25 protein-coding genes are annotated in these 25,897 nt (G+C 68.7%); 10 read left to right on the top strand and 15 right to left on the bottom strand.

Features of this window, described 5'->3' with window-relative positions; all coding sequences use genetic code 11:
* Positions 1-7: 7 nt before the first annotated feature.
* From rsmA to AMK58_RS15905, 5 genes are all read right to left on the bottom strand, one after another.
* A complete protein-coding gene (gene rsmA / locus AMK58_RS15925) occupies positions 8-856 on the bottom strand; it encodes a 16S rRNA (adenine(1518)-N(6)/adenine(1519)-N(6))-dimethyltransferase RsmA (RefSeq protein WP_035676713.1) in 849 nt (282 codons plus the stop codon).
* A gap of 82 nt (positions 857-938) precedes the next feature.
* Positions 939-1,490: a hypothetical protein gene (locus tag AMK58_RS15920; RefSeq protein ID WP_035676709.1), complete on the bottom strand. Its 552-nt coding sequence runs from the start codon at positions 1,488-1,490 to the stop codon at positions 939-941.
* Positions 1,491-1,610: 120 nt separating this feature from the next.
* Positions 1,611-2,456 (bottom strand): alpha/beta fold hydrolase, encoded by an 846-nt coding sequence (locus AMK58_RS15915; RefSeq protein ID WP_035676710.1) that lies wholly within the window; start codon positions 2,454-2,456, stop codon positions 1,611-1,613.
* A gap of 34 nt (positions 2,457-2,490) precedes the next feature.
* Entirely contained in the window at positions 2,491-3,300 is an 810-nt protein-coding gene (locus AMK58_RS15910; protein WP_059399171.1) for a lytic transglycosylase domain-containing protein, read from the bottom strand.
* Positions 3,301-3,376: 76 nt separating this feature from the next.
* Positions 3,377-3,919: a hypothetical protein gene (locus AMK58_RS15905; RefSeq protein WP_051140444.1), complete on the bottom strand. Its 543-nt coding sequence runs from the start codon at positions 3,917-3,919 to the stop codon at positions 3,377-3,379.
* A 183-nt stretch (positions 3,920-4,102) separates the two neighbouring features.
* On the opposite strand from AMK58_RS15905, the gene AMK58_RS15900 reads away from it, so the two are divergent.
* Both AMK58_RS15900 and AMK58_RS31715 read left to right on the top strand, forming a co-directional pair.
* On the top strand, positions 4,103-6,421 hold the full coding sequence (locus tag AMK58_RS15900) for a hybrid sensor histidine kinase/response regulator (RefSeq protein WP_059399414.1): 2,319 nt from the start codon (positions 4,103-4,105) through the stop codon (positions 6,419-6,421).
* 133 nt (positions 6,422-6,554) lie between these two features.
* Positions 6,555-6,677 (top strand): hypothetical protein, encoded by a 123-nt coding sequence (locus AMK58_RS31715; RefSeq protein WP_257722160.1) that lies wholly within the window; start codon positions 6,555-6,557, stop codon positions 6,675-6,677.
* A 3-nt stretch (positions 6,678-6,680) separates the two neighbouring features.
* Here the strand turns inward: AMK58_RS31715 and pdxA are convergent, their stop codons facing one another.
* The 3 genes from pdxA to lptG all read right to left on the bottom strand — a co-directional run bounded on the left by pdxA (position 6,681) and on the right by lptG (position 10,382).
* Positions 6,681-7,709 (bottom strand): 4-hydroxythreonine-4-phosphate dehydrogenase PdxA, encoded by a 1,029-nt coding sequence (pdxA, locus tag AMK58_RS15895; RefSeq protein WP_059399170.1) that lies wholly within the window; start codon positions 7,707-7,709, stop codon positions 6,681-6,683.
* A complete protein-coding gene (locus tag AMK58_RS15890; protein ID WP_059399169.1) occupies positions 7,709-9,148 on the bottom strand; it encodes a peptidylprolyl isomerase in 1,440 nt (479 codons plus the stop codon). Before AMK58_RS15890 ends, pdxA begins: the two co-directional genes overlap by 1 nt.
* Before the next feature lie 139 nt (positions 9,149-9,287).
* Positions 9,288-10,382, bottom strand: coding sequence for an LPS export ABC transporter permease LptG (lptG, locus tag AMK58_RS15885; protein ID WP_035676748.1), 1,095 nt, complete (start codon positions 10,380-10,382; stop codon positions 9,288-9,290).
* Positions 10,383-10,608: 226 nt separating this feature from the next.
* Here lptG and AMK58_RS15880 point away from each other — a divergent pair, with 226 nt between their 5' ends.
* The 3 genes from AMK58_RS15880 to AMK58_RS15870 all read left to right on the top strand — a co-directional run bounded on the left by AMK58_RS15880 (position 10,609) and on the right by AMK58_RS15870 (position 14,081).
* Entirely contained in the window at positions 10,609-12,111 is a 1,503-nt protein-coding gene (locus tag AMK58_RS15880; protein ID WP_035676750.1) for a leucyl aminopeptidase, read from the top strand.
* Between the two features lie 71 nt (positions 12,112-12,182).
* Entirely contained in the window at positions 12,183-12,632 is a 450-nt protein-coding gene (locus tag AMK58_RS15875; protein WP_035676752.1) for a DNA polymerase III subunit chi, read from the top strand.
* A 201-nt stretch (positions 12,633-12,833) separates the two neighbouring features.
* Positions 12,834-14,081 carry an ATP-binding response regulator gene (locus AMK58_RS15870; protein ID WP_035676755.1) on the top strand — a complete coding sequence of 416 codons (1,248 nt, stop codon included), beginning with the start codon at positions 12,834-12,836 and terminating at the stop codon, positions 14,079-14,081.
* Between the two features lie 24 nt (positions 14,082-14,105).
* Here the strand turns inward: AMK58_RS15870 and AMK58_RS15865 are convergent, their stop codons facing one another.
* The 4 genes from AMK58_RS15865 to uvrB all read right to left on the bottom strand — a co-directional run bounded on the left by AMK58_RS15865 (position 14,106) and on the right by uvrB (position 19,424).
* Positions 14,106-15,422 carry an MFS transporter gene (locus AMK58_RS15865; RefSeq protein ID WP_035676756.1) on the bottom strand — a complete coding sequence of 439 codons (1,317 nt, stop codon included), beginning with the start codon at positions 15,420-15,422 and terminating at the stop codon, positions 14,106-14,108.
* A 209-nt stretch (positions 15,423-15,631) separates the two neighbouring features.
* Entirely contained in the window at positions 15,632-16,747 is a 1,116-nt protein-coding gene (gene spbR / locus AMK58_RS15860) for a SpbR family protein (protein WP_035676757.1), read from the bottom strand.
* Positions 16,748-16,910: 163 nt separating this feature from the next.
* Entirely contained in the window at positions 16,911-17,180 is a 270-nt protein-coding gene (locus AMK58_RS15855) for a hypothetical protein (protein WP_051140447.1), read from the bottom strand.
* Between the two features lie 105 nt (positions 17,181-17,285).
* Positions 17,286-19,424, bottom strand: coding sequence for an excinuclease ABC subunit UvrB (uvrB, locus tag AMK58_RS15850; protein ID WP_035676758.1), 2,139 nt, complete (start codon positions 19,422-19,424; stop codon positions 17,286-17,288).
* A gap of 268 nt (positions 19,425-19,692) precedes the next feature.
* On the opposite strand from uvrB, the gene AMK58_RS29640 reads away from it, so the two are divergent.
* Positions 19,693-20,073: a type II toxin-antitoxin system RelE/ParE family toxin gene (locus AMK58_RS29640; RefSeq protein WP_035676761.1), complete on the top strand. Its 381-nt coding sequence runs from the start codon at positions 19,693-19,695 to the stop codon at positions 20,071-20,073.
* Positions 20,043-20,387 carry a helix-turn-helix domain-containing protein gene (locus AMK58_RS15845; protein ID WP_051140448.1) on the top strand — a complete coding sequence of 115 codons (345 nt, stop codon included), beginning with the start codon at positions 20,043-20,045 and terminating at the stop codon, positions 20,385-20,387. Before AMK58_RS29640 ends, AMK58_RS15845 begins: the two co-directional genes overlap by 31 nt.
* A 71-nt stretch (positions 20,388-20,458) precedes the next feature.
* On the opposite strand, the gene AMK58_RS15840 is transcribed toward AMK58_RS15845, so the two are convergent.
* Positions 20,459-21,331, bottom strand: coding sequence for a branched-chain amino acid aminotransferase (locus AMK58_RS15840; protein ID WP_035676764.1), 873 nt, complete (start codon positions 21,329-21,331; stop codon positions 20,459-20,461).
* Positions 21,332-21,471: 140 nt separating this feature from the next.
* Here AMK58_RS15840 and AMK58_RS15835 point away from each other — a divergent pair, with 140 nt between their 5' ends.
* On the top strand, positions 21,472-21,984 hold the full coding sequence (locus AMK58_RS15835) for a MarR family winged helix-turn-helix transcriptional regulator (protein WP_035676767.1): 513 nt from the start codon (positions 21,472-21,474) through the stop codon (positions 21,982-21,984).
* A 36-nt stretch (positions 21,985-22,020) separates the two neighbouring features.
* Here AMK58_RS15835 and AMK58_RS30555 read toward each other — a convergent pair whose 3' ends face one another.
* Together AMK58_RS30555 and AMK58_RS15830 are read right to left on the bottom strand one after the other, a co-directional pair.
* Positions 22,021-22,161 (bottom strand): hypothetical protein, encoded by a 141-nt coding sequence (locus AMK58_RS30555; RefSeq protein ID WP_155903557.1) that lies wholly within the window; start codon positions 22,159-22,161, stop codon positions 22,021-22,023.
* A 269-nt stretch (positions 22,162-22,430) separates the two neighbouring features.
* Positions 22,431-22,637, bottom strand: a complete 207-nt coding sequence (locus tag AMK58_RS15830; RefSeq protein ID WP_014197503.1) for a cold-shock protein — start codon at positions 22,635-22,637, stop codon at positions 22,431-22,433.
* Between the two features lie 324 nt (positions 22,638-22,961).
* On the opposite strand from AMK58_RS15830, the gene AMK58_RS15825 reads away from it, so the two are divergent.
* Together AMK58_RS15825 and AMK58_RS15820 are read left to right on the top strand one after the other, a co-directional pair.
* Positions 22,962-25,109, top strand: a complete 2,148-nt coding sequence (locus AMK58_RS15825; RefSeq protein ID WP_059399168.1) for an ATP-binding protein — start codon at positions 22,962-22,964, stop codon at positions 25,107-25,109.
* A 63-nt stretch (positions 25,110-25,172) separates the two neighbouring features.
* Entirely contained in the window at positions 25,173-25,871 is a 699-nt protein-coding gene (locus AMK58_RS15820) for a response regulator (protein ID WP_035676932.1), read from the top strand.
* Positions 25,872-25,897: the final 26 nt, after the last annotated feature.

Raw genomic sequence — 25,897 nt, 5'->3', positions numbered from 1 at the left:
CAAGGACCTACCTCCCCCGATACGCCCGCGCCAGCGCCGCGAACCCCGCCACATCCACCTCCTCCGCCCGCGCGGTCGGCTCGATGCCGGCGGCGGCCAACAGCGCCTCCGCATTTCCCAAGCTCTTCAGGCTCTGGCGCAGCATCTTGCGGCGCTGGCCGAAGGCGGCGGCGGTCACCTGCTCCAGCGCCTTCCACTCCACCGGCTCCGGGTTGGCGCGCGGGGTCAGGTGGACGATGGTGGACTCCACCTTGGGCGGCGGGGTAAAGGCCTTGGCCGGCAGGTTGAACAGCACCCGCGCGTCCGACCGCCATTGCGTGATCACCGACAGGCGGCCATAGGCCTTGCTGCCCGGCTTGGCGACCAGACGGTCCGCGACCTCCTTCTGGAACATCAGTGTCAGGCTGACGAACTCCTCGATCCGCACCAGCCAGCCGATCAGCAGCGGCGTCGCCACGTTGTAGGGCAGGTTCGCCACGATGGCCCGCGGAGCCGGGGCGATTTGAATGGGATCGACCTCCAGCGCGTCGCCCTCAACGATGGACAGCCGCCCGTCCGCCGCCTGGATCACGTCCTGCAACGCCTCGATGAAGCGGTGGTCGCGCTCGATGGCGATGACCTGCTTCGCCTTGGTCGCCAGAAGCGCGCGGGTCAGCCCGCCCGGACCGGGGCCAATCTCCACGACCGTCACGCCGGTCATGTCGCCCGCCGAGCGGGCGATGCGCCCCGTCAGGTTGAGGTCGAGCAGGAAGTTCTGCCCCAGCGCCTTGCGGGCGTCCAGCCCGAAGCGGGCGATCACCTCGCGCAGCGGCGGCAGGGCCTGCGGGTCGAAAGCGGTGGGCATGGGGCCAGACATGGGGGCGGGATCGGGCGTGGCGTCGGTCATGGCCGCACTTATAGGACGGCGCGGGCCCGCCGTCATCTGCCGCGCGTCGTTCCTACCCTTCGCTCTTGAGCGCGATGTTCTCCGGCGTGGCGTCGAGACGGCCCGTGCAGGTGATGCGTCGCCCGTCGTCGAAAGCCTGGGACGGCTTCGGCCCGACGGTCACCTGCAGAACCACGCGGTCGGCCATCTGGTCGCCGAGGTCCTGGGGCCGGTCGCCGCCCTGGGAGTCGTGGCTGAACACGCTCTCCAGATACCAGGCCGCCCCACCCGCCCCCTGCGGACCGCCGCGGACCAGCGCGCCGGCCAGACGGGTGTAGAGGTCCTTGCACACCTCCTCGGTCCGGTTGCGCGGCAGATCGACGAAGTTGGCGTAGGCGACGATCCGCCGGTCCTGGAAGCGGTAGAAGACGCCGCTGCGCGACACCTCCGTCCGCAGATCGCGGGACAGCCCGTCCACCGTGTCGTGCAGGTCACCGCGCAGCCGGGTCATCCCCCAGTCGAGCAGGGTCACCGGCTCCCGCGCCAGCCAGTCCAGAGCGTCACGGGCCTGAACCGGTCCTGAGACGAAGGACAACAACAGGACGAGCGCGGCGAAACCCCTCATGGCGTCGGGCCTCCGGACCATCGTTGCGGCGCAACCGTACCGGCGATGCTAAGCCAGGAGCACGGCCATCGCCAGCCGGATTCCGGGCCGCATGCCGCACCCAAGCCGGGGTACCCCCCGTCAGCCCTCCAACAGGAAGTCGCGCACCGCGGCGATCTGGTCCCCGGTCATCAGCGCCGGGGCGTGGCCGGTGTGGGCGAACTCCACCAGGCGGGCCTTGGGGCCACGGCGGGTCATCTCCTCCGCCGTCTCCGCCGGAAGGATGTCCGAGGTGGCGCCGCGCAGCACCAGCACCGGGCAGCGGATGCGGTCCCAGACGGCCCACAGGTCCACGTCCTCCATCGGCTGCGCCTTGAAGGCTTCGGCAATGGCCGGGTCGTAGGCGAGGCCGTAGCAGCCGTCCGGGCGCAGACGGGCGCTGTGCTCGGCCATGTGGCGCCACGCCTCGTCGGAAAGCCGCCCGAAGCCCATCAGGACGAAGCGCAGGTAGGACTCCACCGCCGCCAGATCCTCGAACACCGGGTCCTTGCCGACGTAATCGGCGATGCGCTGCAAGCCCGCCTTCGGGATGAAGGGGCCGATGTCGTTGACCACCAGACGGCGGATCGGGCTGTCCGGCTGGGCGGCCAGCAGCATCCCGATCAGCCCGCCCATGGAGGTGCCGACCCAATCCACCGACTCCCCCCCCAGCCGGGCGATCAGCGCCGCCATGTCCGCGCAGTATTGCGGATAGCCGTAGAGCGTCGGGTTGGCCAGCCGGCCGCTCTTGCCGCGCCCCACCACATCCGGGCAGGCGACACGGTAACGGTCGGCCAGATCGAGCGCCAGCGCGTCGAAGTCGCGGCCGTTGCGGGTCAGACCATGCACGCAGACGACGGTGCGGGCCGCGTCCTCGCGCCCCCACTGGGTGTAGGCGACGCGGTGGAAGCCCACCGCGCTGAGGCCGAGAAAGCTGCGTTCGGACATCGGCACGGGTGGCCCCTCCCCTGTTGGTTCGTTCTCAGCCCTTGCCGGGCTTTGCCAGCTCCGCCGCCTGCCGGACGACCATGGGCGACGGGTCCGCCACCGCGGCGTCGAAGGGATGCCGCGGCGCGTCGTACAAGCGGCGGATGGAGCGCACGTAGTTCCGCGTCTCCTCGTAGGGCGGAACGCCCCGGTAGCGGTCCACGGCCCGCTCCCCCGCGTTGTAGCCGGCAAGGGCCAGCGTAACGTCCCCCTGGAAATAGGCCAAGAGCCAGCGCAGGTAGCGCACGCCGCCGCGGATGTTCTGGGCGGGGTCGAAGACGTCGGACACGCCGAACCGCTCCGCCGTGTCGGGGATGAGTTGCATCAGCCCCGCCGCCTCCTTGGGCGACACCGCGTCGGAACGGAAGGCGCTCTCCACCCGGATCACCGCCATGACCAGCGCCGGGTCCAGCCCGTACTGGGGCGCTGTCTTGTGGACCAGCGCGATGATCTCCGGCGGCGGGGGCGACGCCTCGCGCAGGGGGGCCGCGCCAGGGCGGCACCAGGGACGGACATGGCCCATGCGGCCCGGCACATAGGCGACCAGCCGCCGCGCCTCCTTGTGGCCGCGCGACGCCGCAGCGCGCAGCCACGCCGTGCCGACCCGCTGGTCGCGCTTCACCCCGACGCCGAACAGGAAGCGCCGCGCCATGCGGTAGGACGCCTCCGGATCGCCCTTCTCCGCCGCCTCGCAGTCGGCCATGCGCGACTCGCGCGAGGAGACGGAGCCGGACTTGCCCGCTGCGAGGGCGGCGGGGGCCGCCAAGGCGACGAAAAGGGCGAAGGTCAGGGGGAGGAAACGCACGGGTTGGCCTTGGAACGGTCTGCAAAACCGCATTGATATGAGGCTGCCCGCTGGACACGGCAAGCGCAGGGCAGGGTTACCCTCTTTTCGACACAGCGCGCAGGCGGCCGCGCAGAGATCGCGCCCAGCCGCGGACCACCGCCAGCGCCGGGCGAATCGCCTCGCGCACCCGCCCCACCATCCGCTTGACTGCCTGCCAGGGCGGCAGAGCGGTCAGCCAGGCCAGCCAGCGCATCACCCGCACGTAGCACCAGGCGAAGGCCGGGATGGTCAGCAGCTTATCCTTGCCGATGTGGAACAGCCGCTCCACCAGCGTAACCTTGACCAGTTCCACACCACCGAGCAGGAGCGCGCCCTGAATGGGATGCCCGGTCCCCATCAAATACAGGCCGACGGGCTTCAGCGGCTCCAGCACCACCAGCGGAATCACGAACAGCGCCAGAGTCGGATAAGGGCCGAGCCGGCGGATGCGCGCCGCCAGCCGTTCGGCGAAGCGCTGCCGCCCGATCCAGGCGGCCAGCGGGCGCACCGCTTCCAGCGCCACCGCGTCGATCAGGAAATAGACCAGCGCCGCGACGGTCAGCAGGGGGCGTAGCACGAAGCGGCGCAACAGCCCCACCAGCCTCCGCCCCAAGCTCCGGTCCAAAGTCCGAGAGGAGGAACTTCCGTTCGAGGTAGCCATTAGGTCTTTCGTCGGGCGTACAGGGGCGTTTCGCCGGCTTGGGTTCGTCGCGGATTTCCACTATCTAACGTTTTTGCCATTGCGCGTCCGTCCCCTCGTCCACTCTCGGTGCGCCCCATCGTGCTCGGCCATTACGATCCATACCTCGTTGCGCTGTCCGTTGTCGTCGCCTCTTTCGGCGGCTATGTGGCTCTGGACCTCGCCTCCCACGCGCGGGATGCCGGGCGGGGACGGAACGGCTGGCTGGGCGCCGCGGCGCTCGCGCTCGGGGCGGGGATCTGGTCGATGCACTTCATCGGCATGATGGCGATGCGCATGCCCGTGCCGGTGTCCTACGACATCCTGCTGACCGCGTTATCCTTTTTCCTGGCGGTCGGCGTGTCGGGGACCGGCCTCTTCGCCGTCGCCCATGGCGGGGGCGGCCGGACGACCCTGGCGGCGGCGGGTCTGCTGACCGGTTTCGGGATCGTCGCCATGCATTACGTCGGCATGGCCGGCATGCGGCTGCCGGTGCCGCTGATCTACGACACGCTTCTGGTTGCCGCGTCGGTGGTCATCGCCGTCGCCGCCTCCACCGCCGCGCTCTGGCTCGCCTTCCGCACGGCCAGCCCCCTGCAGCGCCTGTCTGGCGCGCTGGTGCTCGGCGCCGCGGTGGTCAGCATGCACTACGTCGGCATGGCCGCCGCCAGCGCTGCCGAGAACGCCGCCGGGAACGCCGCCGGGAACGCCATGGGCCACGCCATCGGTGTGGGGGCCGTCCCGGCCGGCGACGATCTCGGCCTCGTGCTGTCCACCCCGTCCCTGGCGGTGGGGACCGGGGTGGGGACACTGCTGATCCTTTCGCTGGGGCTGCTCTCCGTCCTGATCGACCGGCGCCGCTCGGCGGAGCGCGCGGCGGGGCAGGAGGCGCGCTACCGCGCCGTCGTCGACACCGCCGTGGACCCCATCGTGGTGATCGACGAGACCGGCACCATTCAGTCCTTCAACCGGGCGGCCGAGACGACTTTCGGCTACGGCGCGGAAGAGGCCATCGGCGCGAACGTCCGCATCCTGATGGCCGAGCCGCACCGCTCCGCCCATGACGGCTACATGGCGCATTTCCGCGAAACCGGCGAGCGGCGGATCATCGGCATCGGACGCGAGGTGGAGGGCCGGCGCAAGGACGGCTCCCTCTTCCCGCTGGAGCTGTCGGTGGCCGAATGGCATGACGGGCGGCAGCGCCTGTTCACCGGCATCATGCGCGACATCACCGCCCGCAAGGCGGCGGAGGACGCCCTGCACCGCGCCAAGGCGGAAGCCGAGCGTGCCCGCGAGGAGGCCTTGGCCGCCCGCGACAAGGCCGAACGCGCGGACATGGCGAAGACCAAGTTCCTCGCCGCGGCCAGCCACGACTTGCGCCAGCCCGTGCAGTCGCTGTTCTTCTTCGCCCACGCCCTCTCTGACCGGCTCGACGGCCATCCCGCCTCCCCCCTGCTGGCGAGCATGAGCGAGTCGTTGAACGGCCTGCGCACGCTGCTGGACAGCCTGCTGGACGTGTCGCGGCTCGATGCCGGGGTGGTCACCCCCGCTGTGACGGAATTCGCGCTGGGTCCGCTGCTGCAACGCCTGGCCGACGAATACCGGGGCCGCGCGGCGGAGGTGGGAATCGCGTTGCGCCACGTCCCCACCGACGCCTGGACGCGCAGCGACCCGGCGCTGGTCGAGCGCATCCTGCGCAATCTCGTGGAGAACGCCATCCGCTACACGGAGAGCGGGCGAATCCTGATCGGCTGCCGCCGCACCGGCAACGGCCTGCGGGTCGAGGTGCTCGACACCGGCATCGGCATCCCCGAGGACAAGCGCGACGAGGTGTTCGTCGAGTTCACCCAGCTCGCCAACCCCGAACGCGATCGGCGCAAGGGGCTGGGGCTGGGGCTCGCCATCGTGCGGCGGCTGGCCGGACTGCTCGGCCACGAGGTGACCCTGCGCTCCCGGCCGGGGCGGGGCAGCGCCTTCGGCCTGACCGTGCCGTCGGTCGCCCCGCGCCAAGTGATGAAGACCTGCCGCCCGGCCGCCCAGCCCGCCGCCAACGGCGGCAAGGGTCTGGTCGTGGTGGTGGAGGATGACGCCATCATCCTCCTCTCCATGCGGACCATGCTGGAGGAATGGGGCTACGAGGTGGTTGCCGCCGTATCGGCCGATGAGGCGGTCGGCACCCTGACCAGCCTCGGCCAGCGCCCCGACATGATCGTCGCCGATTACCGCCTGCGCGAAGGGCGGACCGGGCTTCAGGCCATCCGCGACATCTACGGTGTGTGCGGGGTGCGGGTGCCCGCGCTGGTGCTGACCGGCGACACAGACCCCGCGCGCATCGCCGAGGTCCAGCAGAGCGGCCACCGCCTCCTGCACAAGCCGGTGGCGCCCGAGGTGCTGCGCAGCGCCCTGACCTCAGCGGCCTAGGCGCGTTTTCCCCAGCCGCTTCCGGCCGTGTCCCGAGTGTGGTTGAAAGCGCGCTTCGCCCCGCTTATGGTCTTGGAAAAAGGCGCGCTTGCGCCGAAACCACGACCAAAATCAGGTTCCAGGAGCGCCCCCCATGAAAGCCATGCTGCTCGGCTTCGCCGCCGCCATCGTCATAGCCGTCGGCGCGTCGGTCGCGCTGACCTCCATCGACCACAGCTCGGCCAGCCGCTTCTCCAGCAGCTCGGTCCGCCTCTGACGCTTATCCGTGGCGGCGGGCGGCCATGGCCTCCGCCGTCGTCAGGGCGGCGATCAGGCTCGACGCGCCGGCCTTCCCCGTGCCGGCGATGTCCAGCGCCGTCCCATGATCCGGCGAGGTGCGGACGAAGGGCAGCCCCAGCGTGATGTTGACCCCCGTGTCGAAGTCGATGGTCTTCAGCGGGATCAGCGCCTGATCGTGGTACATGCACAGCGCCGCGTCGTAGCCGCGCCGCGCCGCCGCGTGGAACAGCGTGTCGGCCGGCTTCGGCCCCACCGCGTCGATGCCCTCCGCCCGCAGGTCGGCGACCGCCGGGGCGATGACGTCGATTTCCTCCCGCCCCATGGCGCCGCCCTCCCCCGCGTGGGGGTTCAGCGCGGCGACGGCCAGCCGGGGCCGCGCGATGCCGAAGTCGCGGGTCAGCGCTGCCGCGGTGACCCGCCCGGCGTGCAGGATCGCTTGCCGCGTCACCAGCGGCACGGCGTCGCGGACGGAGACATGGATGGTCACCGGCACGACGCGGAGATCCTGCGCGGCCAGCATCATCACCGGCTCTTCGGTCAGCCCGGCCAGATGGGCCAGATACTCCGTGTGTCCGGGATGGCGGAAGCCCGCGGCGTAGAGTGCCGATTTCTGGATCGGGTTGGTGACAACCGCCGACGCCTCGCCCCGGCGAACCAGTTCGACCGCCCGGTCGATGCTGGCGATCACCGCCGCCCCGTTCGCCGGGTCGGGCCGGCCCGGTGTGACCGGCGCCGCCAGCGGCTGAGGCAGCACCGGCAGGGCCGCGCCGAACAGCGCCGCACCCTCGGCCATGCTGCCCACCGCCCTGACCGGCACCGGCAGGCCGAGCCGGACGGCGAGCGCCTCCAGGCGGGCGGGATCGTCCAGAAGGACGAAGGGCGGCACCGCGCCGTCCGCGCGGGCCGCCCCCCTGGCTGTCGACCAGGCCTTGAGAGCGATCTCTCCGCCGATCCCCGCCGGCTCGCCCATGGTCAGGGCGAGCGGTGGCCGGACGCCGGACGCGGTCATCAGTTGCGGATCTCCACGAAGGCGGTGCGGCGCAGGTCGCGCAGGTAGCGGCGGGCCAGCAGATCGGCGCGCTCGTTGATCAGGTCGCGCTCGATCTCCTCGCGCGGCGGCATCTTGATGTCCTTCGGGTCGATCGGCGGCGGGGCCGGGGCGGCCACCGGCTGCGGCTCGGCCTCCGGCGGCGGCTCGATCATCGGCACGTCGCGCTTGCAGACGATCAGGATGACGGCGCCGCCCGGGCTCATCAGCACCGGGCTGGGCTGGCCGAGCGGAATGCCGACGGCGAGCTGCTGGAGGCCCGGCGCGAGGTCCTTGACCCGCAGCGTGCCCATGTCGCCCGACTCCGGAATGCCCATGGCGCGGGCCTTCTCGTCGAAGTCGGTGCAGCTCTTGATCGACTTGCGCAGCTTCTCCGCCTGGGCCTGGACCGCCTTCAGCTCCTCCTTCGAGGGGGCCGGAATGACGATCTGCTTCATGTTGACCTTCGCCTTGGCCAGATCGGGCTTCGGCTGGGCGCGCGGGCGCGGCGGCGGGGCCGGCGGCGGGGCGGTGGAGGCGTTGCTGCCGAAGGGCCGCTGGTCGCGCACCAGCAGGACGTGATAGCCGGTCGCCGTGCGGACCGGCGACGACAGCTGGCCGGCCCGCATGGTGGACAGGGTCTTGTCCAGCTCCGCGTTCAGCTCGCCCGTGCGCACCCAGCCCATGTCGCCGCCCGAGGCGGCGCCGGCGGACTGCGAGAACTGGCGGGCCAGCGCCGCGAAGTTGCCGCCGCGGCGGACCTCCTCGACCAACCGTTCGGCGTTGCGGCGCACCTCCTCGTCCTGGTCGGGGCTGTCCACGGCCAGGAAGATCTCGGCCACCAGATACTCCGGCTTGCCGATGTTGGCCTTGATGCGCTGCATCACGGCGTCGATCTCCTCGTCGCCGATCACCACCTCCTGACGGATGCGGCGCTGCATCACGCGCTGCCAGGACAGCAGCGCCCTCACCTGCTCGCGCAGGGTGGAGACCGGAACGTTCTGGGTCTTCAGCAGGGCTTCGAGCTGCGGCCGGCCCATGCGGTTCTGTTCGGCGATGCGCCCGATGGCCTCGTCGATCTCCTTCGACGGAACCGAGACGCCGAGCCGCTTGGCCTCCTGGAGCTGGAGCCGCTCATCGATCAGCTGGCGGAGCACCTGCGGGGTCAGGCGCTGGCGCGTCTCCGCATTGTCCTGGGCACCCGCGTTGAGCAGAGCGAGGCGGATTCGCGCGTGCACGTCGGACAGCGAGATGACCTCGTCGTTCACGACGGCGGCGATGCGTTCCGCAGGGCCTTGCGTTGCCGGGCTGTTCGGAGCGTTGGGAGCCCGCGTCTGGGCCGCGGCGGGCGCGCCGGCGGCAAGAAGGGCGCAGGCGGTCGCCACGGCGAAGGCAGACCGGACGGCTCGCAAACTCTGCATGGTGCTCCAGACTCCAGAGGTGGTTGCCGTTTAATACGGCCCCCCCGGGCGCGTGTAAACGGAATCGTGGGTCGCATCCTGGAACGGAATTGTGTCCAAAGACCGGGCAGCCGGTGTCAGCCGCACTCCTGGTCCGGCGTCAGCCGTCCTCCAGATGCAGCAGCACCGCGGTGCCCAGCAGCACGCTGACGCAGGCCGGGCTCCAGGCCGCCATGGCCAGCGGGATGGTTTCGGAGATGCCGAAGGTGCGGACCACGTCGGTCATCACAAACAGCACAAAACCGGTCAGGACACCGCCGGACACCATGGTCATGGTGCCGCCACGCCGCGGCAGCCGCAGCGAGAAGGCCGCAGCGAACAGCACCATCGCAACATAGAGCAGAGGCTGCGACAGCAGCGACTGGTAATGCAGCCGGTGACGGATCGCCGGAAAGCCGGTGGTTTCCAGCGTGCGGATGAATTGCGGCAGATCCCAGAAGGAAATCGTCTCCGGCGCCGCGAAGCTCTCCTCAATGGTGGTCCGGTTCAGCTCCGTCGGAATGACGTAGGTCGGGACCGTCTCCGATTCCTTCTTGCCGAGGTTGATCGTGGCGTCCTGCAATTCCCACTTCCGGTCGCGCAGCACGGCGCGCGGCGCGTCCACCCGGCCGATGTAGGTCATGTTGGTGTCGAAGCGCAGGACGATCACCTGCGACATCTCGAACGACAGCGGATTCACCCCGTCGGCGTGGATGAAATACTGCTCCCCCGCCTCCTGCTGGCGCAGCCAGAGTCCGCTGCGCGAGACATCGAAGCTGCTCGACTTCAGTTTCAGATAGCGGTCCTGGAGCTGGTTGTACTTGGCGATGAAGACGGCGCCGACCGGGTTGATCATCGTCACCTTCACGGCGCCGATCATCAGCGCGGCGATCAGCACCGGGGTCAGGAACTGCCACGCCGACACGCCGACCGCGCGGGCCACCACCAGCTCCGCGCTGCGCGTCAGCCGCCAGAAGGTGAACATGCCGCTGAACAGGATCACGAAGGGGAAGATCTGCTGCCCGATCTCCGGCAGCTTCAGCAGGGCCATGCGCAGGACCAGCCAGAAGGTGATGTCCGGCTTGGTCCCGGCACGGCGCAGCAGTTCCACGACGTCGAGCAGCAGGATGATCGACAGCAGGATGCCGAGCAGCAGCACAAACCAGGTGACGAACTGACGCCCGATGTAGCGCGACAGCGTGGCGGATGAATACATGGGCTCCGGCCTCCCCGGCCGATCGACGGGCGGTACGCGGCGCGCCGGGGGTTTCCGCCGCGGCGTGCCGGGGCTATGTACTGCGGACGGGCGCGGGAAACAACCGGTCCGCGCCTTGACAGGGCGCACGGGAAGGTCTTTATCCCAGGGTGGTTGCGGATCGATCCCACCCGCCCCGGCGCCCGCGCGCCGGCCGTCCCAGCCGAGAGGAGCCCGAGAGGAGCCGATGAAGTTCGCCTTTGCGAAGCCCGCGCTGCCCAAGTCCGGCACCGTCGCCGTCACCGTCGCCACCGATCGCGCGCTCGGCGCCGCGGGGCGGGATCTCGACCAGAAGACGGGCGGCACGCTGTCCCGCGCCATGAAGGCCAGCCGTTTCACCGGCAAGAAGGAGGAGACGCTGGCCATCCTCGCCCCTGCCGGGGTGGAGTTCGACCGTGTCCTCCTGGTCGGCGTCGGCAAGGGGGAGGATTTGTCCGAGGCCGCCCTCCAGGCTGTTGGCGGCGCCATCGTCGCCGCCCTGGACAAGTCCGGCGAGACGGAGGTGTCCGTCCTGCTCGACCTGCCGGACGGCGGCACCGTGGCCCCCGACGCCGCGGCCGCCGAACTGGCCTTCGGCGCGCAGCTCCGCTCCTACCGCTTCGACAAGTACCGGACGACCGAGAAGAAGGAGGCCAAGCCCTCCCTCAAGAAGATCATCGTCCTGACCGCGGAACCGGACACCGCCAAGCGCGCCTATGGCCGTCTGGAGCCCTTGGCCGAGTCCGTCGCCTACACCCGCGATCTGGTGTCGGAACCGGCCAACGTCCTGAACCCGGAAAGCCTCGCCGACCGTTGCCGGGACCTGACCGACGTCGGCCTGCAGATCGAGGTTCTGGACCTCAAGAAGCTGAGGAAGCTCGGCATGGGCGCCCTGATCGGCGTCGCCCAGGGCAGCGCCTTCGAGCCGCGCGTCGTCGTGATGCGCTGGGACGGCGCCCCCGACGCCGAGGACCGCCGCCCGCTCGCCTTCATCGGCAAGGGCGTGACCTTCGACACCGGCGGCATCTCCATCAAGCCCGCCGCCGGGATGGAGGACATGAAGTGGGACATGGGCGGCGCCGCGGTGGTCATCGGCACCATGCGCGCGCTCGCCGCCCGCAAGGCGAAGGTGAACGCCGTCGGCATCGTCGGGCTGGTCGAGAACATGCCGTCCGGCACCGCGCAGCGGCCCGGCGACGTGGTGACCTCGCTGTCCGGCCAGACCATCGAGGTGATCAACACCGATGCGGAAGGCCGCCTCGTCCTGGCCGACTGTCTGACCTACGCGCAGGAGACCTTCAAGCCGCGCCTGCTGGTCGACCTCGCCACCCTGACCGGTGCCGTCATCATCGCGCTGGGCCATGAGCATGCCGGCCTGTTCGCCAACGACGACTGGCTGGCCGAGAACCTGCTGGCCGCCGGCAGGTCGGTGGGCGAGCCGCTGTGGCGCCTGCCGATGGGCGACGCCTACGACAAGGACATTAACTCCGACATCGCCGACATGAAGAACGTCGGGTCGGGCCGCGGGGCCGGCAGCATCGTCGGTGCGCAGTTCCTCAAGCGCTTCGTCGAGGATCTGCCCTGGGCGCACATCGACATCGCCGGCGTCGCCTGGTCGAAGAAGGACACGGCCACCGTCCCGAAGGGCGGCACCGCCTTCGGCGTCCGCCTGCTCGACCGTTTCGTGGCGAGCTATCACGAGGGCAAATAAGGTCTTCGTCCGGCGGGGCCCCGCTCCGCCGGACGCATTCACGGACCGCAGGACTTCCGGACGATGAGGCCATGACCGAGGTCCGTTTCTATCACCTCCAGCGGCGCACGCTCGAACAGGCGTTGCCGAAGATCCTGGAAAAGGTTCTGGAGCGCGGCTGGCGCGCCGTCGTCCTGGCCGGTTCGCCGGAGCGGGTGGACGCGCTCAATCAGCATTTGTGGACCTATGATCCCTCCTCCTTCCTGCCGCACGGCGCGGCGCGTGACGGCTTCGCCGCGGAACAGCCGGTCTGGCTGACCGCCGAGGAGGAGAACCCCAACGGTGCCACCGTCCTGGTCCTGGTGGACGGGGTGACCAGCGACGCGATGGGGTCCTTCGACCTCGTCTGCGACCTGTTCGACGGCAACGACGGAGAGGCGGTGCTGGCCGCGCGCGATCGTTGGAAAGTCTGCAAGGCCGCCGGCCATTCCCTTACCTACTGGCAACAAAACGACCGCGGCGGCTGGGAAAAGCGCGCCTAAAACCGACTAATTTTATATGCTTTGAAGCATTCTTCGAGTGATACCGCTAACGCGGTGTAATATTGCATTCATTTGTCTCAACCGTTCTTGACGGGCCTCCTGTGCGCAAGGTTAATCTAAAACCCGTAAAATCCCGCGGGGCGGCGCACAGGTGGAGGGCAGTATGCAATGGTGCGTCCATAGGACCGGGACGGCTCCGCCATGACCCGGAGCGCTCTCGACCCGACCTTGGCGCGGGACGTCAAGGACGCCGCCATCCTGATCGTCGACGACAACGCGTCGAACGTCGAGCTGGTGCGCGACATCCTGATCCACGAGGGCTACACCGCCGTGCGGGGGGAAACCGACCCGCGCCGGGTCCCTGCCCTCTGCGAGGCGCAGCGCTTCGACCTTCTGCTGATCGACATCCGCATGCCGCACATGAGCGGCTTCGACTTGATGGAGCGCGTCAACGCCCTGTACGGCGACGATTACGTGCCCATCCTGGTGCTGACCGCCCACACCGACCAGGAGACGCGGCGGCGCTCGCTGGAACTGGGAGCCAACGACTTCCTCACCAAACCCTTCATCGCCTGGGAACTGCTGCACCGCGTGCGCAGCGTGCTGGAAATCCGCAAGCTCTACCAACGCGCGGCTGAGCAGAACCGAGGGCTGGAGCGCCGCGTGTCGGAGCGCACGGCGGAACTCAGCACAGCCCTCGAGGCGGCACGGCAGGCCGACCGGGCCAAGCTCGACTTCCTCTCGGTGACCAGCCACGAATTGCGGACCCCTCTGAACGCCATCATCGGCTTCGCCGAGGTGCTGTCCAGCGAGGCGCACGGGCCGCTCGGCCACGACGATTACATGGACTATGTCCGGCTGATCGAGGAGAGCGGCAAGGCGCTGCTCGGCATGGTCAACAACATCCTGGACTTCACGCGAGGGTCCGGTGGCATCGACCTTGCCGAGTCGACCATCGATCTGCCCGGTCTGCTGATCCACTGCATCGATCTGCTCGGCCCCAAGGCGCAGGCCAAGTCGCAGACCATCACGCTTCAGCCGGGACCGCCCGTCACGCTGCGCGCCGACCAGCGCCGCCTGGCCGAGATGATCGTGCATCTGCTGGACAACGCGGTGAAGTTCGGCCACCGGGGCGGGCGGGTCTCGCTGCGGATCGCCCTGCAGGGCGGGATGATCGCCATCGCCATCACCGACGACGGCCCCGGCATCCCGCCGGACATCGTCGATCACGTCTTCAGCCCGTTCATCCAGGGCGAGCGCTCGCTCGTGCGCCAGCACGAGGGCATCGGGCTCGGCCTGCCCATCGTCCGCCGCTTCGCCGAACTGCACGGCGGTCGCGTGGAGTTGGACAGCGCACCGGGGCACGGCACGACGGTGACCATCCTCCTGCCCGCCGTTCGCCTGACGGCCCCGCCCATCGCAGGCCTCCGGGAAGCCCGAGCGTTCTAAAAACACCGCGCGGTTCCGCATGGATCATTCGGCGAGGCTGGGCTCCTCCAGCGGTCCCACCCCGGCTTCGGCGGGGCTGGCCGGAGCGGTTTCCGGCAACCCGAGGAACAGAGCGGCCAGCGCGATCAGGGCCATCGCCCCGGCGGTGAGGAAGGCGGCGGAGTAGCCGAAGCGGTCCACGATCATCCCGGTCACGAAGCCGCTGGTCGCGGCCCCCACCCCCTGCATCGTGGCAACCGCCCCAAAAGCGAGATTGTAGCGCCCGGTGCCGCGCATCAGGTCGGCGATCACCAGTGGCGTCAGGGCGGTGAAGATCCCGGCACCGACCCCGTCCAGAAGCTGGACGCCGATCAGCCAGGCGCTGTCGTCCGACAGGGTGTAGAGGACGGCCCGCAGGGGCAGGATGGCGAAACCGACCAGCAGGATGGGCTTGCGGCCGAGACGGTCCGCTGTCCGTCCCACCAGGATGGCGATGGGCAGCATGACGAGCTGGGCGGCGATGATGCAGGACGACATCATGACCGTCGCCCATTCCGGGTGCGCCGCGGCCAGCTTCTGCCCGACCAGCGGCAACAGCGGCGCGTTGGCGAAATGGAACAGCAAGGCGCAGATGCCGAAGATCCGCAACGGCCGGCACTGGACCAGGATGCCCATGCCCGACACCTTTTCCCTGTCACCCGCGCCGCCATTCGCCTCGCCACCCGCGGACGCCTCTACCCCGCGCGCGCGGCGCTGGTCGATGGCGGCGGCCGGAATCGACAGGACGGCGAGCGACGACAGGATGGCGAACACCGGGACCAGCAGGAAGACCGCCTGCTGCGAGAACAGCCAGCCGACCAGCCCGGCGAGCGCCGCCACGGCAACGTTGCCCGCGTGGTCGAAAGCGGCGTTGCGCCCCATCCGCCGGGCGAGCATCCGCTGCGGGACGAGGCCGAGGGTCAGGGCCGCCACCGCCGGGCCGAACACGTCCCCGACCACCGCGATCAGCGCGTTGGCGATCAGCACCGGCCAGAAGGCTGGGAACAGGTAGATGCACAGCGCGCCAGCACCCAGCACGACCAGGGCCAGGACGATGGCCTCGCGCTTGCGGTGGGTGGCGTCGATGGCCGCACCGATCGGCGTCTGAACGGCGAGCCCGAGCCAGCCGGCGAGACTCGTCACCAGACCGACCTCCGACTGGCTCCAATGCTGCTGGGTCACCAGGAAGACGTTGAGGTAGGGACCGAGCGCCCCCCGCACGTCCGCCAGCAGGAAATTCACGGCGTCCAGCGACCCCGGCCGGAAGCCCCGGCCGGTTTCGCCCGCGACCGCCGTCTCCCGCCCCTCGCTCTCGTCAGCCAACCGCGTCTCCCTTCCCAGGTTCTGGCGAAGCGGTTCGCGGCCAGAAGCAAAGGTGAGAAACAGCGCCTGCCGCAGGATGGCACCACGCAATGATGCCGTGCGCGGCGATCAGGGCGGAAAGTTCAGATCATGCCAAACGGAAAGTTGCTTCACTCGCCGGAAGACACAACCAAAGACTGCGCACCGCGAAATCTTTGAGGCCTTCGACGTTAGTCCGTTTCAATGCGCATGAGATCGCCGAGCTTGTCGAGCAGATAGTCCAAATCCTCGGCGGCCAGATCCTCGTACTGGGTGAGGATGCGCTCGATGACCCGGCGGCGGTGGCGTTCGATGTCGTGCGCCTCCCCGTCGTAGGGGGTCTCCTTGAGCACGTCCAAAGCGATCCGGCAGGCCGGCAGCAAGGCCGGCGGCTGTTTCGCCTTGTCGTAGATGGACTTCAGGCCCAGCCGCCCGGCGTCGTGGATCAGCAGGCGGGCGTTGGTCAGCGGCACGTTGGCCAGGAAGGACAGGGCCGTCTCGAAGAAGGCGGCGTCGCCCATGCACAGCGCCCGCACCATCAGCGACGGGGTCAGGCGGCCGCTGCGCGACAGTTGCGCGACCAGCCGTTCCAGGGCGCCCTCGTCGCTCTCCCCGGAGAACAGGGAGACGGTGGCGCGTTCGCGGCTTTGCAGGATCAGGTCGGCAGCGACCTTGGCCGGAAGATCGTGGTTGGCCACCAAATGCTGCTGGAGCTTTTCCGAGACCACGGCGACCAGCCGCTCGGCGATGGTGATCGGCAGGCGGGCGCGCTGGACCAGCGGCTCCTGCACGGTTTCGCTGTCGGCGAAGCGTTCGATGACGCGGCCGAGAGTGCGCTCGCCGAGGTCCGCGCTCTCGTTGGCGACCAGCGCCGCCACCGCCCCCTCCGACGCGGTGTCGATCAGCGCGTCGGCGACGCTGGCCGACAGGGCCGGGCGCTGTGCTATGGCGGTGTGCTTGGCGTCCGTGCCCGTCCGCACCAGCTCGACGAGGTCGGCGTCGGTCAACACGGTGGAGACGCTGAGCACCGGGATCGCCACGGCCTCGACGTCGCGCGCCAGCATGAGCGCGACATCGCGCGGCAGCGCCGGGTTGGCCTTCAGATTCTCGGCCAGCGACTGGCGCACGCGCACCACGGCGTCGCGCGCCATGAAGCGGATGATGTCCTCGGCGAGCCGCCGTTCACTCTCCGACAAGCTGGTCGCGGAGAATTGCTTGGCGATCTTGACCGCCAGCTCGGAACGGCTGTTCGGCGACGGGTCCGACAGCAGTCTGGACACGTCGTCCTTGGTGAGTTGATCGCTCATGGGTCCCTGACCCTTTCCTGCCCTGCCTCGCCCCCACGCCTCGGAATCGTGCATCAGCGGGAGCGAATGTATTCAGGTCATGATCGGACCAAAGCATTGAGCCTTTGTTAACGACGATTTCCGGTCACGGGCCAGCCCCGGCCGCTCCCCATCAGGCTCCCCTTCACCAGCCACCATGCCGGTGATGGTGGCGAGGGCCACCATGATGACCACCGCGGGGCCCGCCGTAACGGCCTCCGTAGTAGCCACCATAGTAGGGGCGGCCGTAGACGACGGGCGGCGGCGCGTAATAGCGATACTGCGGGCGCTCGTAATAGCCATAGGACCGGTGCCCGTAGCCGTAGACGGGGCCGGGCGTTCCGGCGGCGACGTAGCAGCCGGACAGCAGAAGGGCGGCGAAGGACAGCAGGGACAGCGAGCGGAGCGTCGACATGGGCGTTCCTGGGCAGGGGCCATGGCCCGGCAGAGCGGACCGCACTGACTGGATGAACGCCTGGGGCGGGGACATTATTCCCGATGCATCCCCGCCCCTTTCCCGTCAGCGCCGTCCCCGGCGGCCCTGCTTCTTCGGAGCGCCCTCTGGAATGCCGCGACCTTGGCGGGCGGAGCTGATGCCGATGCTGCCCGGCTGCTCCAGTCCGAGGTCCATCGCCTCCAGCCGGCGGAGTTCGTCGCGCAGGCGGGCGGCCTCCTCGAACTCCAGGTCGGCGGCGGCGGCCTTCATGCGCTTCTCCATGTCGGCCATCACGGACTTCAGGTTGTGGCCGACCAGTTCCGACGCGTTCAGGCCGGTCTTCACGGTGACGTGGTCGCCGCGCTCGTAGACGCTCTCCAGGATGTCGCCGATGGCCTTCTTCACGGATTCCGGCGTGATGCCGTGCTCCAGGTTGTAGGCCCGCTGCTTCTCGCGGCGGCGCGCCGTCTCGTCGATGGCGTATTGCATGCTGCCGGTGATCTTGTCGGCGTAGAGGATCGCCCGCCCCTCGATGTTGCGGGCGGCGCGGCCGATGGTCTGGATCAGGGAGGTCTTGGAGCGCAGATAGCCTTCCTTGTCGGCGTCCAGGATGGCGACCAGCGAGCATTCGGGGATGTCCAGACCCTCGCGCAGCAGGTTGATGCCGACCAGCACGTCGTAGGCGCCAAGCCGCAGGTCGCGGATGATCTCGATGCGCTCCAGCGTCTCCACGTCGGAGTGGATGTAGCGCACGCGCAGCCCCGCCTCGTGCATATACTCGGTCAGCGCCTCGGCCATCTTCTTGGTGAGCGTGGTGACCAGCACGCGGTTGCCCTTGGCCACCACCTCCTTGCACTCGTGGATCAGGTCGTCCACCTGCGTCTCGGTGGGCCGGATGATCACCTCCGGGTCGATCAGGCCGGTCGGGCGTACCACCTGCTCGGCGAAGACGCCGCCGGTGCGCTCCATCTCCCAGGGGCCGGGGGTGGCCGAGACGAAGACCGTCTGCGGGCGCATGCCCTCCCATTCCTCGAACTTCAGCGGGCGGTTGTCCATGGCGCTGGGCAGGCGGAAGCCGTATTCGGACAGCGTCTCCTTGCGCATGCGGTCGCCGCGGTACATGCCGCCGATCTGCGGCACCATGACGTGGCTTTCATCCACGATCAGCAGCGCGTCGCCCGGCAGATACTCGAACAGCGTCGGCGGCGGCTCGCCCGCCGCGCGGCCGGTCAGGTAGCGGGAATAGTTCTCGATGCCGGCGCAGGCGCCGGTGGCCGCCATCATCTCGATGTCGAAGGTCGTGCGCTGCTCCAGCCGCTGCGCCTCCAGCAGCTTGCCCTGGGCGTTGAATTCCTCCAGCCGGACTTTCAGCTCGCGCTTGATCTGCTCGATGGCTTGGTTGAGCGTCGGCTTGGGCGTCACATAGTGGCTGTTGGGATAGATGCGGACGGCCTCCAGCGAGGCGATCTTCTCGCCGGTCAGCGGATCGATCTCATGGATGCCCTCGATCTCGTCGCCGAACAGCGAGATGCGCCACGCACGGTCCTCCATGTGGGCGGGGAACAGCTCCACCGTGTCGCCGCGCACCCGGAACAGGCCGCGCCCGAAGGCCGCGTCGTTGCGCTTGTACTGAAGCTCGGTCAGCTTGCGCAGCAGGTCGGGCTGAGCGACCACTTGGCCCTTGCGCAGGTCGACGGTCATCTCCGAATAGGTCTCGACCGAGCCGATGCCGTAGATGCAGGACACCGACGCCACGATGATGACGTCGTCCCGCTCCAGCAGCGCCCGCGTCGCCGAGTGGCGCATCCGGTCGATCTGCTCGTTGATCGAGGATTCCTTCTCGATGAAGGTGTCGGTGCGCGGCACGTAGGCTTCCGGCTGGTAGTAGTCGTAGTAGGAGACGAAGTATTCCACCGCGTTGTTCGGGAAGAAGGACTTCATCTCGCCATAGAGCTGCGCCGCCAGCGTCTTGTTCGGGGCGAGCACCAGGGTGGGGCGCTGGACGTGCTGGATGACGTGCGCCATGGTGAAGGTCTTGCCGGACCCGGTGACGCCGAGCAGCACCTGATCCTTCTCGCCGGCGCGCAGCCCCTCGGTCAGCTCCCCGATGGCGCGCGGCTGGTCGCCGGAGGGCTTGAACTCCGACACCAGTTCGAACTTCTTGCCAGCCTCCAGCTTGGGCAGGGACTTCTGCGGGAGGGCGGTCAGGACGGGATGGGACATGCGGATGCGCTCGCGCCAGGGGTACGGAACGGGAACCGAGTATATGGCCCACCCCACCCCCGCTGTCGAGCGTAGGCTTGTCCGGAGGCTGCTGCGCGTCCGCCTCACGTTATCAATGCCATTTATGGCATTGACCTCATGCCTGTTTTGGCATATTTTACTGACAGAAATCTGCAAAAGCAGAGATTAGAAAAAAGCTTGTGGAAGGAACCATTCATGCCTGTGGTCAAGGAAAATTCCCTAACTGATAGAATCCAAGGAACAAGAAATGCCATCAGAAGAAAGGGCTGTTTTGTGGGTTTCGAGCGCCAAGGCTGATCTCCTGGGATTTCCTGACGCTGTCAAAAAAACAATCGGCTTTGCTGTCCATCTGGCACAAATCGGCCTGAAGCATGAGCAGGCCAAGCCTTTGCATGGCTTCGGCGGCGCTTCAGTTCTGGAGGTCGTTGAGGATCATCGCGGAGATGCCTACCGGGCCGTCTACACGGTTCGCTTCGAGGACGCCGTGATCGTGCTTCATGCCTTCCAGAAGAAGTCCAAACGAGGAATTGCCACACCAGCCCACGAGATCGACCTGATCCGTCAGCGGTTGAAGGTGGCGGAGGAGTTGTACGCGCAATGGAAGACAGGAAAGACGAAGGCAAGCTGACGCTCGCCGAGGGAAGCGGCAACGTCTTTGCCGACCTGGGCTTGGCGGATGCCGAGGAAACCATGGCGAAGGCACGGCTGGCCGGACAGATCGCGCTCGCCATCCGCGACTTGGACCTGACGCAGAAGCAGGCTGCGGAGCGCATGGGCCTGGATCAGCCCAAAGTGTCGGCGCTGATTCGCGGAAAGTTGACGGGCTTTTCGATCGAGCGGCTGGTGCGCGGGCTGGTGGCGCTTGGACGCGATGTCGAGATCACGGTCCGCCCGAAACCGGACTCGCGGGATCATGCGCGCGTTGTGGTGATGGAGCGATAAGCACCTTCATGCATGCCCCCTCCCTGGCCCTCCCCCGCTATCGCAGGGGAGGGAAAAAAGGGCGTGCCCTCTTACCCGCGCACCAGCGCGTCGTAGTCCTTCACCAGCGTCTCGCAGACGCGGCCCGGCGTGAAGCGGTAATCGCCGATCCGGCCGACCGGGGTCACTTCCGCCGCCGTGCCGGTCAGGAAGACCTCCTGGGTGTTCGCCAGTTCGTCGGGCTGGATGTGGCGCTCGACCACCTCGATGCCGCGGGCCTTGGCGAGGTCGATCACCGTGCGGCGGGTGATGCCGTCCAGGAAGCAGTCGGGCTTCGGCGTGTGGATCTTGCCGTCCATCACCAGGAACAGGTTCGCCCCGGTCGCTTCCGCCAGATAGCCGCGGTAGTCGAGCATCAGCGCGTCCTGATAGCCCTCGGCCTCCGCCTCGTGCTTGGAGAGCGTGCAGATCATGTAGAGACCCGCCGCCTTCGACGCCGTCGGCGCCATGTCCGGGGCCGGGCGGCGCCAGCGCGACCAGGTCAGCTTGATGCCGGCCATCTTCGCCTCGGGGCTGAAATAGCTCGGCCACTGCCAGACGGCGATGGCGACGTGGATGCGGCTGGCCTGCGCCGCCACGCCCATCATCTCGCTGCCGCGCCACGCCACCGGGCGGACATAGGCGTCGGTGAAGCCCATCGCCTTCACCGTCTCGTTGGTCGCCGCGTCGATCTCCGCCACCGAATAGGGCAGCTCGAAGCCCAGGATACGGGCCGAGGCGGCCAGGCGCTCGCTGTGCTCGGTCAGCTTGAACACCGTGCCGTTGTAGACACGCTCGCCTTCGAACACGCAGCTCGCGTAGTGGAGGCCGTGCGACAGGACGTGCAGATTCGCGTCGCGCCACGGCACCAGCGCGCCGTCGTACCAGATCACGCCGTCGCGGTCGTCGAAGGGAAGGATGGACATGGCGGCTCCCACCTTGGTCTTTGGCCCGTTGCTCGGGACTTGGAATGGAATTGTTGAAAGCCGCGCTTGTCTCACGGGCTTTGTTCGTTTATGTCTGGCTTATTGACCCATTTGTAACGAATCGCACCGATCACGTCAACATGGCTGACATAAAAGCGGGCGTGAACCAGCTTTTCCTGCGCGAGGAGGAACTTCGCACGGGCATGGAGCTGCTGTTCTACGCCTATCGGGAATTCACCGCGGAGCCGGACGAGATCCTGGCGCAGATCGGCTTCGGCCGGGCGCACCATCGCGTCATCTATTTCGTCGGGCGCTACCCGAAGATCACCGTGTCGGAGCTTCTGGCGATCCTGAAGATCACCAAGCAGAGCCTGTCGCGCGTGTTGGGGGAGTTGGTCCGGCAGGAATTCATCCAGCAACAGACGGGCGTGCGGGACCGGCGGCAACGTCTGCTGGAGCTGACGGAAAAGGGCGTGGAACTGGAACGCCAACTCTCCGAGACGCAGCGGCAGCGGATCGCCCGCGCCTACCGCATGGCCGGGGCGGAGGCCGTGGAGGGCTTCCGCAAGGTGATGCTGGGCATGATGGACGAGGAGGACCGGGTGAAGTTCGCCCCACCGGTGCCGGCCCGGCTCGCCGCCGTGAAGCGGTAGGAACCGGACCGGGACGCCGGTCGGGCCAGCCGTCGATCAGCTGTCCTTGGCCGGGGTCGTCTCCGGGGTGGCGGTGGAAGCCGCCTCCGCCGGCGGCGTGCCGGTGGCGCCCTCCGTCCCTTCCTTGCCCGCGGCGTTCGCGGCGCCGCGGCGGCGGAAGGACGTGCGCTTGTACACCACGCTGTCCGAAGACCCCGGTGGGCACTGAACGATTTTACCCCCCTTCGCAAGAAACTCGCGGGTCATGGAGTCGAGATCATTCCGATCCGCGCTGCGGTTATCGGATGCCATGCATGCCTCCTGTGATCGTCATCGTGTCCCATGGCACCATCCGGGCGGTCCCGGCGGTCCATGGAGCATGCGTTTCTTTTGTGAAGCGGCTGTTACAGGATTTGGGGGCAATCGACCCCTGAGCGGGCGGCCCCGACAGAAATCGGGGCTGAAAATTACGCCTCTTTCAGGTTGGCCGCGGCGCTCTTGCCCTTCTTGGGATCGCGCTGGAGTTCGTAGGACAGCTTCTGGCCCTCATGAATATTGATGCCCGACCGCTCAACGGCGGAGATGTGGACGAACACGTCGGCCGTCCCGTCATCCGGCTGGATGAAGCCGTAGCCCTTGGTGGTGTTGAACCATTTCACGGTTCCAGTAGCCATCTGGTAGTTCCTTGAACGAGGTTTCCCATGGCGCCCATGCCACGGGTTCACATCAAATCACCGAGGGGAAGGACCAGACGCAGCGATCTGCAAGCGGACCGTAGACCCAAAGAAATTCGACTCTTCTCACGTGGGGATCGAAAGGCCGCAATGCAACCCGAGCCCTTCGGCCAAAGCCCGGACACTTGTTCCGATTCACGACTCTTGCCTCGTTCGTCGGAGTCGGCCCTGCCCTTCGGCGGAGTTGTCCCCGGCTTGTTGCTTAGCCCATAGTTTTGGCACCCTGATTCTTTTGTCTTAGCTTTCCTGGAAGGAGCCGGCGGCATGCAGCGTGCCCATCTTGTGGCCGCTTTCCTGACCTTTGCCGCCTTGTGCGTCGGCGTGTCCGCCCTGTCGGTGTCGCGCGACCGCCACGCCACGCTGGAACAGGCCCGCCGCGAGTTCGCCGCGACTGCGCACCTCCTCGACGAACACGCCAGCCGCGCCATCGAATCGGGGGATGCCCAACTGCGCATGCTGCTGGCCGAGTTGGAGCGGTGGGACCGCCGCGACTCCGCCGAAGGGCAGCGCATCCAGGCGGCGATGCGCGCCCGCGCCGAACGACTGCCGCAGATCGGCGGCGTCTGGGCGCTCGATGCGCAGGGCCGGCTGCTTCTGGACAGTGCGGAACATCCGCCCCCGCCCCGCGACCTGTCGGGGCGCGATTACGCCCAGGCCCATCTCGGTGTCACGCAGGGACCGCCGTCAACTCTCCATGTCGGGTCCCACCTCCCCGCCGGCGCCGGCGTCAGCCAGGGACGCTTCACCATCAGCCGCGCCTTGCGCGACGAGGAGGGAGCCTTGCTGGCGATCGCGGTGGCGGGCATCCAGAACACCTATTTCTCGCAGATGTACGGGGAAGCCGGCTGGGGTGAGGGCGCTCGGCTGGCTCTGTTTACCAGCGGCAAGGAGAAGCTGGCCGAATGGCCGCCGGACAGCGCCGTCGCTCCGCCGTCCGCCGCTTGGCCCCAGCCTTGGGACCCTCCGGACAGCCCGGCGATCGTGGAGGGGACGCAGATCACCGCGGCGCGGATGCTGACCGGTTTCCCGATCGTGGTGGTGGCGAGCCGGCCACTGGCCGAGGTGTTGGCCCCCTGGCGGGAACGCGCCCTGTGGACCACCGCGGTCAGCGGCGGCATCCTGACCGGCGCGGCGGTGCTGTTCGTTTTCGCCCTGGCCGGCGCCCGGCGGGAGGAAGCGGTCCGGGCGGAGCTTCTGCGCGCCAACCAGAGCCTCGACGACCGCGTCCGCCAACGGACGGCGGAGTTGGAGAAGGCCCTCCGCAGCGCGGAAATGGCCAGCCTCGCCAAGATGAAAGTGCTGGCGACGGTCAGCCACGACCTGCGCCAACCCCTGCAAGGTCTGGCCGCCTTTCACGAACTGCTGTTGAAGGAGGCGCCGAACCCGACGCTCAAGCAGTTGGGCGCCATGGCCTCGGCGTCGCTCCAGGCCGGGCAGCGGCTGCTCGACGATCTGCTGACCCTGTCGCGGCTGGAGGCCGGCGTGGTGCCGGTGGAGGTCGGCGTCCTTCCGCTCGCCCCGCTGCTGGAGCAACTGGCCGCCGAATTGCGGGCGGAGGCCGAGGGCAAGGGCCTGCGGCTGACCGTGATGCCCACCAAAGCCTGGGTGCGCAGCGATCCCGCCCGGCTTCAGCCGATCCTGCGCAACCTGCTGTCCAACGCCGTCAAATACACGGCGCGCGGCGGGGTGGTCGTCGGGGCGCGGCGGCGCGGCGACGCCCTGCGGGTGGAGGTCTGGGACAGCGGCCAGGGCATCGCCAGCGCCGAGCTGGGCACGATCTGGGAGGAGTTCTACCAGATCGGCAACCCCGCCCGCGACGGCTCGCGCGGCGCCGGCCTCGGCCTGTCCATCGCGGAGCGCACCGCCCGCCTGCTCGGCCATCCGCTGGAGGTCCGGTCGCGGGTCGGCCGCGGTTCGGTCTTCGCCGTCACCCTGCCCCGCGTCCCCGCCCCCGCTGTCCCGGCGTTGGCGTCGGTACCGCCGCCAGCGGCGTCGACAGCGGAGCCCGCGTCCCTCGGACGCCTGTCCGGACGGCGGGTGCTGGTGGTCGAGGACGACCCGCTGCAGCGCAGCTCCCTGACCCTGTTGCTGGAGCAGGCCGGGGCCGGGGTCATGGCAACCGACAGCTTCGATTCCGCCCTCGCCGCCGCTCAGGCCACGCTTCAGGCACCCTCGGCGATCCTCAGCGATTACCGGCTGCCCGGTGGCACCGACGGGCTGAGCGGCATCCAGACGCTGCGCGGGGTGCTGGGACGGGACGTTCCGGCCATTCTGCTGACCGGGGAACTGTCCGCCGATCTCGTGCGCGCCGCCAAGGACGCGGGCTGCCTCGTGCTGACCAAGCCCGCAGCACCCAACCGCATCCTGTCCACCCTGGCGGAGCTGACCGCGGGTGCCGATGCCGCCGCGTGATGCCCTGGCCGGCGGCAGCCGCTTCCCTTGGTGCGCGGCGCGCGGTTGCGCTACAGTCGCGCCATGACCGAAGAAGACCAGCCCCACATCCTGGTCGTCGATGACGACACCCGCCTGCGCGAGCTGCTGCGCAAGTATCTCGCCGGCAACGGCTTCCTGGTGGCCACGGCGAAGGACGCCGCGGAGGCGCGGGCCAAGCTGGCCGGGCTCGCCTTCGACCTGCTGGTGCTCGACATCATGATGCCGGGGGAGACCGGGCTGGAGCTGACCGAATCGCTGCGGCGGGAGCGCGACCTCCCGATCCTGCTGCTGACCGCGCGGGGCGAGCCGGACGACCGCATCGCCGGGCTGGAGGCCGGGGCCGACGACTACCTCGCCAAGCCCTTCAACCCGCGCGAGCTGCTGCTGCGCATCAACTCGATCCTGCGCCGCCAAGCCAGCCGACCGGCGGACCCGGTTCCGCCGCAGCCGGTCAAGCTTGGCCCGATGATCTACCTGCCCGACCGCGACGAACTGCGGGCGGGCGAGGAGGTGGTCCGGCTGACCACGGCGGAGGCCGGGCTGCTGCGCGTGCTCGCCGCCTCCCCCGGCACGATCTTCTCGCGCGAGGAACTGACGGAGCGCAGCAAGGTCGCCGGCAACGCCCGCACCATCGATGTGCAGGTGACCCGCCTGCGCCGCAAGATCGAACCCGACCCGCGGGAGCCACGCTACCTCCACACCGTACGCGGCGAGGGCTATGTGTTGAGGCCGGACCCGTAACGGGACCGCCGGAAAGCCAGGACCAG

The organism is Azospirillum brasilense (genome assembly GCF_001315015.1).
Taxonomy (GTDB): Bacteria; Pseudomonadota; Alphaproteobacteria; order Azospirillales; family Azospirillaceae; genus Azospirillum; species Azospirillum brasilense.
Note: the sequence above shows the minus strand (reverse complement) of the source record. Positions and strands in the feature narration are given on the sequence as shown.